The sequence below is a fragment of the Sphingorhabdus buctiana genome, assembly GCF_042680825.1.
Classification (GTDB): Bacteria; Pseudomonadota; Alphaproteobacteria; order Sphingomonadales; family Sphingomonadaceae; genus Sphingorhabdus_B; species Sphingorhabdus_B buctiana.
On sequence record NZ_JBHUEL010000002.1, the window covers coordinates 221,645 to 236,449 of the forward strand.

General features: G+C 56.6%; 15 protein-coding genes. 13 read left to right on the forward strand and 2 right to left on the reverse strand.

What is annotated here, in order from left to right:
- Positions 1-94: 94 nt before the first annotated feature.
- From ACFSAG_RS01545 to ACFSAG_RS01560, 4 genes are all read left to right on the forward strand, one after another.
- Positions 95-1,792 (forward strand): DNA polymerase III subunit gamma/tau, encoded by a 1,698-nt coding sequence (locus tag ACFSAG_RS01545; RefSeq protein WP_381511255.1) that lies wholly within the window; start codon positions 95-97, stop codon positions 1,790-1,792.
- Positions 1,789-2,124, forward strand: coding sequence for a YbaB/EbfC family nucleoid-associated protein (locus tag ACFSAG_RS01550; protein WP_381510831.1), 336 nt, complete (start codon positions 1,789-1,791; stop codon positions 2,122-2,124). The genes ACFSAG_RS01545 and ACFSAG_RS01550 overlap by 4 nt, the downstream gene beginning before the upstream one ends.
- A gap of 115 nt (positions 2,125-2,239) precedes the next feature.
- Entirely contained in the window at positions 2,240-4,636 is a 2,397-nt protein-coding gene (lon, locus tag ACFSAG_RS01555) for an endopeptidase La (RefSeq protein WP_374614758.1), read from the forward strand.
- A gap of 282 nt (positions 4,637-4,918) precedes the next feature.
- Complete coding sequence (locus ACFSAG_RS01560) at positions 4,919-5,191, forward strand: HU family DNA-binding protein (RefSeq protein WP_115548669.1); 273 nt, start codon at positions 4,919-4,921, stop codon at positions 5,189-5,191.
- Positions 5,192-5,314: 123 nt separating this feature from the next.
- Here ACFSAG_RS01560 and ACFSAG_RS01565 read toward each other — a convergent pair whose 3' ends face one another.
- Complete coding sequence (locus tag ACFSAG_RS01565) at positions 5,315-5,566, reverse strand: hypothetical protein (protein WP_381510834.1); 252 nt, start codon at positions 5,564-5,566, stop codon at positions 5,315-5,317.
- Between the two features lie 138 nt (positions 5,567-5,704).
- Between ACFSAG_RS01565 and ACFSAG_RS01570 the strand changes: the two genes are divergently transcribed.
- Positions 5,705-7,117: a M20/M25/M40 family metallo-hydrolase gene (locus ACFSAG_RS01570; RefSeq protein ID WP_381510836.1), complete on the forward strand. Its 1,413-nt coding sequence runs from the start codon at positions 5,705-5,707 to the stop codon at positions 7,115-7,117.
- Positions 7,118-7,120: 3 nt separating this feature from the next.
- Here ACFSAG_RS01570 and ACFSAG_RS01575 read toward each other — a convergent pair whose 3' ends face one another.
- Positions 7,121-7,495: a hypothetical protein gene (locus ACFSAG_RS01575; RefSeq protein ID WP_381510838.1), complete on the reverse strand. Its 375-nt coding sequence runs from the start codon at positions 7,493-7,495 to the stop codon at positions 7,121-7,123.
- Between the two features lie 271 nt (positions 7,496-7,766).
- Between ACFSAG_RS01575 and rpsB the strand changes: the two genes are divergently transcribed.
- The 8 genes from rpsB to ACFSAG_RS01615 all read left to right on the forward strand — a co-directional run bounded on the left by rpsB (position 7,767) and on the right by ACFSAG_RS01615 (position 14,752).
- The gene (gene rpsB / locus ACFSAG_RS01580) at positions 7,767-8,561 is read left to right on the forward strand and encodes a 30S ribosomal protein S2 (protein WP_374615265.1); all 795 of its coding nucleotides are present in this window, start codon (positions 7,767-7,769) and stop codon (positions 8,559-8,561) included.
- A 152-nt stretch (positions 8,562-8,713) separates the two neighbouring features.
- Complete coding sequence (gene tsf, locus ACFSAG_RS01585; RefSeq protein ID WP_374615264.1) at positions 8,714-9,640, forward strand: translation elongation factor Ts; 927 nt, start codon at positions 8,714-8,716, stop codon at positions 9,638-9,640.
- Between the two features lie 107 nt (positions 9,641-9,747).
- Positions 9,748-10,473: a UMP kinase gene (gene pyrH, locus ACFSAG_RS01590; protein ID WP_381510841.1), complete on the forward strand. Its 726-nt coding sequence runs from the start codon at positions 9,748-9,750 to the stop codon at positions 10,471-10,473.
- 3 nt (positions 10,474-10,476) lie between these two features.
- Positions 10,477-11,034 carry a ribosome recycling factor gene (frr, locus tag ACFSAG_RS01595; protein WP_374615262.1) on the forward strand — a complete coding sequence of 186 codons (558 nt, stop codon included), beginning with the start codon at positions 10,477-10,479 and terminating at the stop codon, positions 11,032-11,034.
- 89 nt (positions 11,035-11,123) lie between these two features.
- Complete coding sequence (uppS, locus tag ACFSAG_RS01600) at positions 11,124-11,774, forward strand: polyprenyl diphosphate synthase (RefSeq protein WP_381511256.1); 651 nt, start codon at positions 11,124-11,126, stop codon at positions 11,772-11,774.
- Entirely contained in the window at positions 11,771-12,475 is a 705-nt protein-coding gene (locus ACFSAG_RS01605) for a phosphatidate cytidylyltransferase (RefSeq protein WP_381510842.1), read from the forward strand. The genes uppS and ACFSAG_RS01605 overlap by 4 nt, the downstream gene beginning before the upstream one ends.
- Positions 12,472-13,644, forward strand: a complete 1,173-nt coding sequence (locus ACFSAG_RS01610) for a 1-deoxy-D-xylulose-5-phosphate reductoisomerase (protein ID WP_381510844.1) — start codon at positions 12,472-12,474, stop codon at positions 13,642-13,644. Before ACFSAG_RS01605 ends, ACFSAG_RS01610 begins: the two co-directional genes overlap by 4 nt.
- Positions 13,634-14,752 (forward strand): M50 family metallopeptidase, encoded by a 1,119-nt coding sequence (locus tag ACFSAG_RS01615; RefSeq protein ID WP_381510846.1) that lies wholly within the window; start codon positions 13,634-13,636, stop codon positions 14,750-14,752. The genes ACFSAG_RS01610 and ACFSAG_RS01615 overlap by 11 nt, the downstream gene beginning before the upstream one ends.
- The last annotated feature ends 53 nt before the right edge of the window (positions 14,753-14,805 follow it).

Sequence of the window (14,805 nt, forward strand, 5' to 3'; positions counted from 1 at the left end):
CGACAAAATATCTGCGCGCGCCTATCGGTTGATCATGGACGATTCACTGCCATCTGGACTTGAACAACCCGCATTAGACGGTCGCGATCCGGATATGCCCGATGATGCGCTTGGACTTGCCTTGCCAGAAATGCCGAAGGCGGTGGCGGCATCACCTTATCGCGTGTTGGCGCGTAAATATCGTCCGCAGAATTTTGCCGAACTGATCGGCCAAGATACGATGGTGCAGACACTCGGCAACGCAATCAAGCGTGGTCGCCTTGCACATGCATTCCTGATGACTGGCGTGCGCGGGGTCGGCAAGACATCGACCGCGCGACTGATTGCGAAGGCGCTGAACTGCATTGGCCCAGACGGGCAGGGCGGCCCAACCATCGATCCTTGCGGTGTTTGCGAACCGTGCCGCGCGATTGCCGAAGGTCGGCATATCGACGTGATAGAGATGGACGCGGCGAGCCACACCGGCGTCGACGATGTCCGCGAGATTATCGAGGCGGTCCGCTATGCAGCCGTGTCTGCACGCTACAAAATCTACATTATCGACGAAGTTCACATGCTGTCGAAAAATGCCTTCAATGCGTTGCTGAAAACGCTTGAAGAGCCGCCAGCGCACGTGAAATTCCTGTTCGCAACGACCGAAGTGAACAAGGTTCCGATTACAGTGCTGTCGCGCTGCCAACGGTTCGACCTGAAGCGCATACCTGCCGAATTGCTCGCCGAACATTTTTCGGAAATCTGCAAGAAAGAGGGTGTGGACGCCGAAGCCGAAGCCTTGCGCCTCGTTGCGCAGGCAGCCGAAGGTTCGGTGCGTGACGGGCTGTCGATCCTCGATCAGGCGATTGCCCATGCGGACCTTGCAGCCGACGACAGCGGCAGCGAAGCTCGGGTCGAGGCAGCACAGGTTCGCACCATGCTGGGTCTATCGGATCGTGCGGCCGTGCGGCGTCTGTTCGGCCTGTTGCTCGAAGGCGAGGCGCAGGCAGTATTGGATGAAGCGCGCAACCAATATCAACTGGGCGTTGAGCCGGCTGCAACCTTGGCCGGATTGCTGCGCGAAGTGCATTTGGTGACGCTGTCCAAGATCGGCAGCCCATCGGAGGCTGCTTTGCCGGAAGAAGCCCGTGCGCAAATCGATGAGTGGGCAGGGCGGTTGTCCTTCCCGATGCTTCACCGGTTTTGGCAATTGCTGCTGAAAGGGCATGACGAAGTGCGTCAGGCCAGCCTGCCGCTCGAATGCTGCGACATGGCGTTGTTGCGTGTATTGCATGGGGCTGCGATGCCCGATCCCGGTGAACTCGCCCGGATGTTGCAGCAAGGACCCGTGCCGACCGCAGCCAGTAATCCGACGCCCGCTCCACAAGCACCTCAGTCTTCACCGGCGATGGCGTCTAGCTATCCTGCTGATTTCAAATCGCTGGTTGAGGCGCTTGACCAAGGGGGGCATCCCAATGTGGCTGCCACGCTCCATGATGTCTTGCGCTTGGTTCGCTATGCGCCGCCCAGACTGGAATTCCAATTGGGCGGTGCTGTATACCAAGGATTTGCTGCCGACCTGAACGATGCGCTGTTCCGCTTGACCGGTACTCGATGGGAACTTGCCGAAACGCCTGGAGAGGCTCAGCCCAGCCTGTATGAGCAGGAAAAGGCGGCACGCGCCGCACAAGATAGTGAAATTCTCGAATCGCCGCTCGTAAAGGCGGCACTTGCAGCCTTCCCGGAGGCCGAGGTGCATGTCGACGGACGGACGATTCATTCTCCCCACGAAGCAGAAGTTCGGAGCCTTAGAGCATGAAAAGCATCGAAGAGATGATGAAAGCGGCGCAGGAAGCTGCGCAAACCATCCAGAAGCAGATGGAAGAAGCGCAAGGAAAGCTCGATACCATTGAAGTAGAAGGCGTATCTGGCGGCGGTCTCGTCAAGGTGCGGGCGAGTGCCAAAGGCCGTATCATTTCGTTGTCGATCGACGACAGCCTGATTGTTCCTGCCGATAAGCAAATGCTGGAGGATTTGGTCGTTGCGGCATTCAACGATGCCCGCGAGAAAGCAGATGCCGCCAGCAACAGCGAAATGGGCAAGATGACCAGCGGATTGCCGCTGCCTCCGGGCTTCAAGCTGCCGTTCTGAGGCGCTTTTCCCCAGCTTTTCGTGCCATTTCACCGCTATGCCGTTGAATGGCAGAAAATCGCGCTCATATTGATGCCAAGTTTTCGTGCCGCCAATCGGCACGGTTGGAGTGAATATGACGCTATCTCTACCCCTTTTGCCTTTGCGCGACATCGTGGTGTTTCCCGGCATGGTTGTGCCGCTTTTTGTTGGTCGCGACAAATCCGTCGTCGCCCTCGAAAAGGCGATGGAGAGCGACAAGGAAATTTTCCTCGTCACCCAGCTCGATCCGGCTGAGGATGATCCCGATTTTGATGACCTGTACACCGTCGGTGTTTCGGCAACGGTGATGCAGCTGCTGAAGCTGCCCGACGGAACCGTTCGGGTGCTGGTTGAGGGCAAGCAGCGGGCCAACCTGCTGCGTGTCCACCAGCGGACCGCGGACTATGCTGAAGCCGAGGTTGAGCTTGTTGATGCCTCCGCAGTTGAAGGGCCCGAAGCAACTGCATTGATGCGTTCGGTGCTTGAACAGTTTGAGCAATATTCGAAGCTCAACAAGAAAATTCCGTCTGAAACCGCCGTGCAACTGGCAGAAATCGAGGATGCCGCGCAGCTTGCGGATGCCGTTGCTGCCAATATCAACCTCAAGGTTTCGGACAAACAGGCTTTGCTCGTCGAGGCCGATCCGCTGAAGCGTCTTGAAATGGCCTTCGCCTTCATGGAGGGCGAGTTGGGCGTGCTGCAGGTTGAAAAGAAGATCCGCGGCCGCGTGAAGCGCCAGATGGAAAAATCGCAGCGCGAATATTACCTGAACGAGCAGTTGAAGGCGATCCAGCGCGAGCTTGGCAATGGCGACGAAGAAGGCGGCGATGAGCTTGCCGAGCTGCAAACCAAGATCGATACGCTGAAGCTGTCAAAAGAAGCCAAGGCCAAGGCCCAGGCGGAAATGAAGAAGCTGCGCGGGATGGCCCCGATGTCAGCCGAAGCAACCGTAGTTCGCAATTACCTCGATTCACTGCTGGGTGTGCCTTGGGGTAAGAAATCGAAGCTCAAGCGCGATATCGCCAAGGCGCAGGAAATTCTCGATTCCGATCACTTTGCCCTCGAAAAGGTCAAGGATCGCATCATTGAATATCTCGCCGTCCAGGCGCGTACCAACAAGCTGAAGGGGCCGATCCTGTGTCTCGTCGGTCCGCCGGGTGTTGGCAAAACCTCGCTTGGCAAATCGATTGCCAAGGCGACGGGCCGCGAATTCATCCGCCAATCCTTGGGCGGGGTGCGTGACGAGGCTGAAATCCGCGGCCATCGCCGTACTTATATCGGCTCGATGCCGGGCAAGATCGCATCCAACCTGCGCAAGGCTGGGACGATGAACCCGTTGTTCCTGCTCGATGAAATTGACAAGCTTGGCCAGGATTTCCGGGGCGATCCGGCTTCGGCATTGCTCGAGGTTCTTGATCCGGAACAGAACAACAAGTTCAACGACCATTATCTGGAAATCGACCTTGATCTGTCGGATGTGATGTTCGTTACCACTGCGAACAGCATGAACCTGCCGCAGCCGTTACTTGACCGCATGGAAATCATTCGGCTCGAGGGCTACACCGAGGACGAAAAGCTGGAAATCGCCAAACGCCACTTGGTGCAAAAGCAGATCAAGGCGCATGGCCTCAACAAAGGCGAGTTCGAGGTCAGCGACGAAGGTTTGCGTGACCTGATCCGCTATTACACGCGTGAAGCCGGCGTGCGTACGCTGGAACGCGAAATTGCGAAACTTGCGCGCAAGGCGCTGCGCCGGATTCTTGAAGGCAAGACCAAGAGTGTCTCGATAACGCCTGAAAATCTGGCCGAGTTTTCCGGTGTACGCAAATATCGTCATGGCATTGGCGAGGACGAGAACCAGATTGGCGCGGTAACAGGCCTTGCTTGGACCGAGGTTGGTGGTGAACTGCTCACCATCGAAGCCGTCACCGTTCCTGGTAAGGGCCAGATCAAGACAACAGGCAAGCTCGGCGAAGTCATGTCGGAATCGATCCAGGCGGCATTGTCTTATGTGAAAGCGCGCGCGCCCAGCTATGGAATCAAGCCATCGATCTTTAACCGCAAGGATGTGCATATCCACTTGCCCGAAGGCGCGGTGCCCAAGGACGGCCCCTCGGCCGGTATCGGAATGGTTACCGCGATAGTCTCGACCTTGACTGGTGTTGCCGTACATCGTGATGTTGCGATGACGGGTGAGGTTACCCTGCGTGGTCGCGTGCTGCCTATCGGTGGGCTTAAGGAAAAGCTGCTGGCTGCCCTTCGCGGTGGTATCAAAACCGTTTTGATCCCGCAGGAGAATGAGAAGGATCTTGCCGACATCCCGGCCAATATAAAGGAAGGGCTGGAGATCATTCCGGTCACACATGTCGACCAGGTATTGGCCCGGGCGCTGGTATCCCCGCTGAGCCCAGTTGAATGGACTGAGGCGGATGAACTCGCAGCGCTTCAACCGCAAGCTGCCAGCGCTGCGGGGGCGCCGGTTACGCATTAAGCTGATCAGTCTTTAAGCTAGAAGGACGTAACGTTACATGACGTTGCGTCCTTCTTCATTTCTGGCTGGAAATGCCTGCCGAGAGGCGGTTTTTCGTACCACTTTGGCTGTTTCGAGGCAGTTATCGACAGATTATACATTAATTCACCAAAAGTCGCGGTTTTTTGCGGATTTTTCCTTTGACAGATATTGCTTTCTGCTCCTTATTCCCGGTCCGGCCCAGCCGCGATTCCTTCCCGGAATTGGTCCATAATATTCATTTGAGAGGGGGATCCCGATACTATGAACAAAAATGATCTCGTCGCAGCCGTTGCAGATGCAAGCGGCCTTAGCAAAACCGATGCAGGCAAAGCAGTTGAAGCAACCTTTGACGCAATCACCAAGGCTCTCAAAAAGGGTGGCGAAGTCCGCCTCGTAGGTTTCGGCACTTTTGCTGTTGCCAAGCGGAAGGCGTCGACCGGTCGCAACCCGCGCACCGGTGAAGAGATGAAGATCCCCGCCTCCAACCAGCCCAAGTTCAAGGCTGGCAAGGCGCTCAAGGATGCCGTGAACTAAGTTTCACGCATTTGCGAAACAACGAAGGCGGAACCTAATAGTTCCGCCTTTTTTGTTTTAAGCATTAAAAAAGCGCGATCGCCACATGGAGCGATCGCGCTTTTTTATATTTGATTATCGAGTTCAGGCCGCGCGAAGTTGTTTGAAGGCGAAGGCCTGTTGTACCGGCTGCTGCTCCAACTCATTAACGACCACCAACCGCACGCGCTGACCGGTATAGCGCACAGCGCCCAAGCGGATGATACGTTCAATGGGCGTTCCGCGCATCGCCAAAACTTCCTCAATACGACGCTGTTTCTGCGCCACGGTCAACAGGATGGCATAGAGTGAAAGTGCGAAAGCAAAAGCGAAAAGGGTGGCAACGAGAAGCGACATTTGAACTCTCCGAATCACTTGGATTTCCTTATATGTTCTATATATGTTCTTTTGTGTCAATCGTAAAAAACATCTGTTGTAACATTTGGTTCTGCTCGATAGCTTGATGGCCGAAACCAGATAACGGGGGGAATTTATATGGCATTGGCCAAGTGGACGATTGCAGCTGGAATTGCAGCTTTGGCGGCAAGCGGGGCGTCCGCACAAACGCTGCGTCCAGACCAGTCGGCATTTCGTGAACTATTTGTGGAGTTGGTGAACACAAACACGGCATACTCCAATGGAAATTGCACCGTCGCTGCAGAACAGCTTGCCAAGCGGATGTGGGATGCAGGCTTCACCAAGGATGAGGCGAGGGTGGTTGTCGTTCCCGGATATGAGAAGGAGGGCAATCTTGTTGCCGAGTTCAAGGGTAGCTCGAAAACATTGAAGCCGATGCTGCTGCTCGCGCATATTGATGTAGTCGAGGCGCGCCGTGAAGACTGGACGCGCGATCCCTTTACGTTGGTAGAGGAAGATGGATTCTTTTACGCCCGCGGCGTGGCCGATGACAAAGTACAGGCGGCTATCTGGGTGGACAGTTTCATCCGCTTCAAGAAATCGGGCTATCGCCCCAAGAGGACTATAAAGCTTGCCGCGACTTGCGGTGAAGAGAGCAATGCCGAAGCCTTGAATGGGGCGGAGTGGTTGGCCCGCAACATGCCGGAAACACTGTCTTCGGAATTTGCCTTGAACGAGGGCGGCGGCGGTCGCTTGGATAAAGAGGGCAAACCCCAATTTCTTGCGATCCAGGTGGGCGAGAAAGCGACCCGCACATTCGACCTTGAAACCACCAATCCGGGTGGGCACAGCTCGGTGCCTCGGCCCGACAATGCGATCTATGATCTGGCGGAAGCCATTGTTGCCGTCAAAAATCTCGGTTTCCCGGTTCAGTTGAATGAGACGACCCGCGCATTTCTGAAGCAGCTCTCACCAGTGGCACCGGCTGCAGCACAAAAGGCCATTGCCGACCTGCTGGCCGATGAGACCAATATCGAGGCGGGCAAGCTGCTTTCGATGGATCCGGTAATGAACTCCACATTGCGGACGACCTGCGTTGCAACGATGCTGGAGGCTGGCCATGCTGCCAATGCACTGCCACAACGGGCCAAAGGCGTGGTCAATTGCCGTATTGTTCCCGGGATGAGCACCGAGGATACGCAATCCGCTATCGAAAAGGCGATCGCCAATCCTCGCGTAAAGGTGACACTGCGCAAACCGCATCGTCCCATGGCGGTCCCGCCGCCGCTTGATAAACGCATTCTTGATCCGGCTATCAAGCTGGCAGGGGAGATGTTCCCCGGCGTGCCATTGATCCCTACCATGGCGACCGGCGCAACAGATGCTACCATGACCGCACTGATCGGCATCCCGACCTATGGCATCCCCGGAATCTTTTTCGAATCCGATGGTGGCGGCATACACGGGTTGAACGAGCGTCTGCGGGTGAAATCGGTTTATGATGGGCGTGATTATCTGCACCGGTTGGTGCAGATCTATGCGGACAAGTAAAAGCTAAGGGCTGGCCGCGATCTTACCGCGCCGGGCGGCGAACCATTCGCGCAGCATAGCCTGCGTGCAACCGGTAAAGCCGCCCGAGCCGACAACCGAACAGCTATTGGGGCGCATCGGCCGGGCTTCGTCGTCAAGGCTCTCGACAGCCGATGTCCAAGATTGGCTGCCTTGGGTCTCTTCCTCATCTTTGCGAAGGTTTTTAGGTATCCGGTATCGATCGCCTTCGGGCGCCGTCGCGCATACAACGATCTCCTCGGGGTCGGACGCTTCCGGACATTTTTCTTCGCCAAATGTGGTCAGGAACGAGACTTTCTCGGGTAAGGCTGCTGAACTGCCTTGTGGGCCATCATCGGCAAATGCAGGGGCGCTCGCCAAAAGGAGTAAAAGTGGAATCGATAAGCGGGCCACTGCTTCTTCTTGCAATCCATATGAAAAACGTTGCTTTTTCGTCTATTCGGTTGAGCGATGTGAATGGCGTATTAATCGGCATTGTAAAGCGAAAGGCGCACTGGGCTTGACGAATCTTGCCATTGCAGCTAACGGCCCGCGCATTCCACATGGAAGGCGCACATACCGGTGCCTGACGCCGCCCAAGGGCTTTGTCGGGTATTTGCCTTCCAGAGGTTAAACCGGAAGGAGAAAGACTATGGCGGCACCTGTCGTCACCATGCACCAATTGCTTGAGGCCGGAGCGCATTTCGGCCACCAGACCCACCGTTGGAACCCGCGCATGAAGCCGTACATCTTCGGCGCACGCAACGGCGTTCACATTCTTGATCTGTCGCAGACCGTTCCGCTCTTCGCACGCGCTCTCGATTTCGTCTCCGCAACCGTTCAGGCAGGCGGCAAGGTTCTGTTCGTCGGCACCAAGCGCCAGGCGCAGGGTCCGATTGCTGACGCAGCTCGCGCTTCGGGCCAGCACTTCGTCAACCATCGCTGGCTGGGCGGCATGCTCACCAACTGGAAGACCGTTTCGAACTCGATCAAGAAGCTGAAAACCCTCGAGGAACAGCTTTCGGGCGAAACTTCGGGTTTCACCAAGAAGGAAATCCTGCAGATGACCCGCGAGCGCGACAAGCTTGAGCTTTCGCTCGGCGGAATTCGCGACATGGGTGGCATTCCGGACGTGATGTTCGTGATCGATGCCAACAAGGAAGAGCTGGCAATCAAGGAAGCCAACGTTCTCGGTATCCCCGTCATCGCGATCCTCGATTCGAACGTTTCGCCTGATGGCATCGCATTCCCGGTTCCGGCGAATGACGACGCTGCCCGCGCAATTCGTCTGTACTGCGAATCGATCGCTGCTGCTGCGACCAAGGGCAACACCGGTGCAGCCGCTGCACGTGGTGAAGACCTCGGTGCGATGGTTGAGCCGCCGGTTGAAGAAGCTGTCGTCGAAGTCGCAGCCGAAGCCAGCGAAGAAGCTGCCCCGGAAGCGTAACAATCTTCGTGTCATTCCCGCTTTGGCGGGAATCCACGGCCTGACATTCCGGTTTTAACCGATGGCACAGTCCATGGATCCCCGACCAAGGTCGGGGATGGCATTTTTCTGGATCCGCAGGATCCTGCAAAACCAAGTCGAAAGGACAAGAAATGTCTGCAGTAACTGCTTCAGCCGTCAAGGAACTGCGCGAGCGTTCAGGCGCCGGCATGATGGACGCCAAGAAGGCGCTCGAAGAAACCAATGGCGACATGGAAGCCGCAGTTGACCTGCTGCGCGCCAAGGGTCTTGCCACTGCTGCCAAGAAGTCGAGCCGCACTGCGGCCGAAGGCCTTGTTGGCGTTGCCGTTGACGGCACCAAGGGTACGGCCGTTGAAATCAACAGCCAGACCGACTTCGTTGCCAAGAACGAACAGTTCCAGGATTTCGTCCGCAAGGTCACCGGCGTTGCGCTGGGCCTTGGCGCTAACGACGCCGACACCATTCTCTCGGCTGCACATCCCGACGGCGGCACGGTGCAGGAAGTCCTGACCAACAATATCGCAACCATTGGTGAAAACCAGGTGATCCGCCGCGCAAAGAGCGTCTCGGTTTCGCAGGGTCGTGTCGTTTCCTACGTCCACAATGCAGCTGCCACCGGAATGGGCGGCATCGGCGTTCTGGTCGCCCTTGAAAGCGATGCCGATGCTGACACGCTCGATGCGCTTGGCAAGCAGCTCGCGATGCACATTGCAGCCGCTTTCCCGCTCGCACTCGATGAATCGGGCCTCGACAAGGATACGCTGGAACGTGAAGCTGCCATCGCACGCGAAAAAGCTGCCGAAAGCGGCAAGCCTGCCGAAATCGTCGAAAAGATGGTCGAAGGCGCAGTGAAGAAGTTCGCGAAGGAAAACGCGCTTCTTTCGCAGCTGTTCGTCATGGACAACAAAACCCCGATTGCTGACGTTGTTGCACAGGCGGCCAAGGCTGCTGGCAAGAACATCAAGCTGGCGGATTATGTTCGTTACCAGCTTGGCGAAGGCATTGAAAAGGAAGTGTCGGACTTCGCAGCTGAAGTGGCTGCCGCAGTCGGCGCGTAAAATTCAAGCCGATCCCTGCAATGCGGGGATAAGGCCTTGGCGATATGGCGCTCCGCTCTTATAGCAGGGCGCCATTATTGCATCTGCAGTTGGGGAAAGAGGATTTTATGGCCAATGGCCGCTATCGCCGCGTTCTTTTGAAACTGTCTGGCGAAGTTCTGATGGGCGATCAGTCCTTCGGCATCGATCCTGATACCGTGGCTCGTGTAGCTGCTGAAGTGAAGGCAGCGAAGGACGCAGGCCTTGAAATCTGCCTCGTTATCGGTGGCGGCAATATCTTCCGCGGAATGGCCGGCGCCGCCAAGGGAATGGACCGGGCACAAGCCGATTATATGGGTATGCTCGCGACGGTGATGAACGCACTCGCGATGCAGAATGCGCTGGAGCAATTAGGTGTACAGACCCGCGTGCAATCGGCGATCGAAATGGACAAGGTGTGCGAACCGGTCATCCGTCGCCGTGCCGAACGGCATCTGGAAAAGGGCAGGGTTGTGATTTTCGCGGCCGGTGTTGGTGCGCCTTATTTCACCACCGATAGCGGTGCTGCCCTGCGCGCAGCCGAAATGAAATGCGATGCCTTGCTCAAGGGAACCTCGGTTGACGGCGTATATGACGCTGATCCCAAGAAAGTTGCCAGTGCAAAGCGTTATGAAACATTGAGTTATGACCGTGTCCTTTCAGACAATCTGAAGGTCATGGATGCAAGCGCGGTTGCGCTTTGCCGCGATAACTCCATTCCTATCGTGGTTTTTTCAATCCGCGAGCAGGGCAATATATTGAAGGTGCTTGATGGAAGCGGCACCTTCACCGTCGTTCAGCAAGAAGGGAATTGAATCGTGCCGCAATATGACAAGGCTGATGTCGAACGCCGCATGAAAGGCGCTGTCGAGTCACTTAAGGGTGATCTGTCGGGCCTGCGAACAGGTCGCGCCAATGTGACTTTACTCGACCCGATCGTTGTTGAGGTTTACGGATCGAATATGCCGCTCAACCAGGTAGCAACGGTAAGCGCGCCTGAACCGCGCATGCTTTCGGTGCAGGTCTGGGATCGTTCGAATGTGACGCCGGTGGAAAAGGCGATCCGTTCAGCAGGTCTCGGCCTTAATCCGATTACCGATGGCCAGACATTGCGCCTGCCTATTCCTGATCTGACCGAGGAACGTCGCAAGGAATTGGCCAAGCTTGCCGGGCAATATGCGGAAAAGGCAAAAATCGCCGTCCGCAACGTTCGCCGTGATGCCAATGATGCGCTGAAGACCGACGAGAACAAGAAGGAAATCAGCGAGGACGAGCGCAAGCGCCTTGAGACCGAAGTGCAGAAGATGACCGATGATACGATCAAGGCCATCGACGAAGCAGCTGCGGCCAAGGAAAAGGAAATCATGAGCCAGTGATCGGCCTGCGGTCCTCAAAGGCGAGGCCGCAAAAGCAGGTCGATCCCGAAAATGGCGGGGCCGGCCATCATGGCGCGCGTCATGTTGCGATCATTATGGATGGCAACGGCCGCTGGGCAAAGAAAAAGCACCTTCCGCGCGCGCTTGGTCACAAAAAGGGTGTCGAGGTCGTCCGTGAGATAGTGCGCCATGCGGCCACGACGGGTCTGGAAGCCTTGTCGCTCTATGCCTTTTCGAGCGAAAACTGGAAGCGCCCGGAAGATGAGATCAACGATCTGATGGGGCTGCTGCGGGCCTTTATCAAATCAGATATTGAAGAATTCGCGGCCAATGATGTGCGGCTGAGGATTATCGGGAATTATAAAGTTCTCGCCCCCGACATTGTCGAGATGATCGAGGACGCGCTGGCGCGGACCGCGCATAACAAGCGTACGACCTTGGCGGTAGCGCTGAACTATGGTTCGCAAGACGAACTGGTCCGCGCGGCACAGGCTGCTGCGGGCGAGGGCGCGATCACGGCAGAGGCAATCGAACGCCATCTCGACACCGCAGACATGCCACCGCTTGATTTGCTCATCCGCACTTCGGGCGAGCAGCGACTGTCGAACTTCATGCTCTGGCAAGCGGCCTATGCCGAACTTTGGTTTACCGATACGCTTTGGCCCGATTTCACCCCGGCGGAGTTCGATACCGCACTGGCCGAGTTCGGAAAGCGCGAAAGGCGCTATGGCGGGCGATGAGTGAAGGCGTGGAATCTATAACGAAACCTCGCTCGGACCTTGGTGTTCGCACCCTGTCTGGCATTGCCATGATGCTGGTAGCAACCGTGGCCATTCTGTTTGGCGGATGGCTTTTCCGCATTTTCGTTATCCTTGTTGCTGTCGGTTTATTGCGCGAATGGTTCCGGTTGGCGTGGCAATTGAGCAGTGATGGGGTCGGGCGTTTGCTTTGGGCAGCGGGGGGAATAGTTTACATCGGCGTTGCAACGGCCAATTTGGTGGCTTTGCGAGAAATCAGTGAGATGTATCTCGTGCTTACCGTGATCGGCATTGTTATCGCGACCGATACAGGGGCCTATTTCGCAGGGCGCACATTTGGCGGCCCTAAAATCGCGCCGAAAATTAGCCCGTCGAAGACCTGGTCTGGCCTTGCCGGCGGGATGTTAGCAGCGGCGATATTGGCGAGTGCAGTCGGTAGCCATTTTGAGGCGTTCGCAATCTGGCAACCGCTTATTGGCGCGGGACTGGCCGTCGTTGCCCAAGCGGGCGACTTTTTCGAAAGCTGGATGAAACGCCGGGCGGGCGTGAAAGATTCCGGTTCACTCATTCCTGGGCATGGCGGGTTGCTTGACCGCGCCGATGGCTTGCTTGCCGTACTATTCGCCGTCGCGATATTGCTAGCTGTCGTGCACTTTGATGCAGGCGTGTGGCGGCTTTCATGACCGGCCAACGTTCCCTGTCCATCTTCGGTGCAACCGGATCGATCGGTCTTTCGACGCTTGATCTGGTGCGCCAGCATCGTGATCAATATCGTCTCGTCGCATTGACCGCGAACGGCAATGCGGCGGAGCTTGCCAAATTAGCTCGCGAATTCAAACCCGACGTTGCGGTTGTCGCAGACGAGGGGGCATACGGCGATCTGCGCGATGCATTGGATGGGACGGATATCAGGACTGCCGCCGGGGCCGATGCCCTGGTTGAAGCAGCGCAAATGGGTGCCGACTGGACGATGGCCGCGATTGTCGGCTGTGCCGGCCTTCCATCCACAATGGCGGCAATCGATGCTGGCAAGACCGTGGCGCTGGCCAACAAGGAAGCGCTGGTTTCGGCTGGCGACCTGATGATGGCTGCGGTTGAGCGATCGGGTGCCACGCTTTTGCCAGTCGATAGTGAGCATAACGCGATTTTCCAGTGCCTCGCAGGCGGCCGCATCGATCAGGTGCGCAAGATCACGCTGACTGCCAGCGGCGGGCCGTTCCGGACATTCAGCCTTGAACAAATGAGTGGTGTGACGCCGGCGCAGGCCGTGGCCCATCCCAATTGGGATATGGGCGCAAAGATCAGCGTCGACAGCGCCACGATGATGAACAAGGGCCTTGAACTGATCGAGGCGCATCATCTGTTCCCTGTCGGCCTCGACAAGCTCGATATCGTTGTCCACCCGCAATCGGTGATCCATTCGATGGTCGAATATGTCGATCGCTCCACGTTGGCGCAGTTGGGCTCACCCGACATGCGCATCCCTATTGCCAGCACGCTTGCCTGGCCCGAACGGCTCGAAACCAACAGCGAGCCGCTCGATCTCGCGCGGATTTCCAAATTGGAATTCGAGGCGCCGGATATGGTCCGTTTTCCCGCGCTGCGAATGGCACGCGCAGCGGCGGAGCAAGGCGGGGCAGCACCGGCAATCCTAAACGCGGCCAACGAAATTGCTGTGGCGGCATTTCTGGCAGGTCGCATCGGATTTCTCGACATTGCCCGCCTCGTTGAAGAAACTTTAACGGGTTACGCGCCCAATGCGCCCCACACCCTCGATCATTTGTTCAGCATCGATGCAGCCGCGCGCGAATATGCAAAAGGCTTGATGGAAAAACTATCCTATGCAGCTTGAATCTCCTCATATCCTGGTCACGGTCTTTGCTTTCCTGCTGTTGCTGGGAACGCTGGTGGTGGTCCATGAACTTGGCCATTATTGGGTAGGTCGCTGGTTTGGCGTCAAAGCCGACAAATTTTCCATCGGTTTTGGCCCGCAATTGTGGGGCAGGGTGGATAAGCGCGGCACGCTGTGGCGCATTGGTGCGCTACCGCTTGGTGGATATGTGCAGTTTGCCGGTGACATGAATCCTGCCAGCCAACCCGATGAGAATTGGGAGAGGCTGCCCGAGGTTGAACGTAGCCACACTTTCCAGTCGAAAGCTCTGTGGAAGCGCGCTTTGATTGTCTTTGCAGGCCCTGCAGTCAATTTCCTGCTCGCCATCCTGATCTTGAGCGGATTTCTCTGGTATTATGGTCAGGCGGTCAATCCGCCTGTCGTACAAAGCGTGGCAAACGGAACCGCTGCGGCGAGCATGGGGCTCCAGCCGGGCGACCGTATTCTTGCGGTCAACGGCGTTACCGTCGATAGCTTTCCCAAACTCGCGACCGAAATATCAATCCATCCCGATGAACGCATCCCGATCCGCTATCAGCGCGACGGCGAAGTTCGCACCGACATCGCGCATATCGGTGTTGTCGAAGAAGTAGACCGTTTTGGTAACAAGTACCGCCGCGGCGTATTGGGACTGCCTATACCGCCTGCTGAAATCCGCGAAGTAGGCATTTTGGAGGCGCCTTGGCTGGCGACCAAGGAAACCGCCGATATTGTTCGGCTGACTATCAAGACTACCGGGCAGATCATCTCGGGCCGTCGGCCGGTCTCCGAACTCGGTGGCCCGCTGAAGATAGCCAAGGTTTCGGGCGAACAGTTCGTCCTTGGATTTGCAGCTTTCCTTTGGCTGACAGCGATGATTTCGATTAACTTGGGGTTCATCAACCTGTTGCCAATTCCGATGCTAGATGGTGGACATCTCCTTCTCTACGCGATCGAGGCAATCCGTCGTCGACCAGCAACGCCGATCATGCAGGAATGGGCTTTCCGTGCAGGATTTGCCTTTCTGGTGAGTTTTATGTTGATGGTGACATTCAACGATCTCGCGTCATTCGGCCTTTTCGGCAAATGATACGTGGATAGAATCTACAGATTGCTTGATTGAAAGCAGCGCATGGGGCAAGG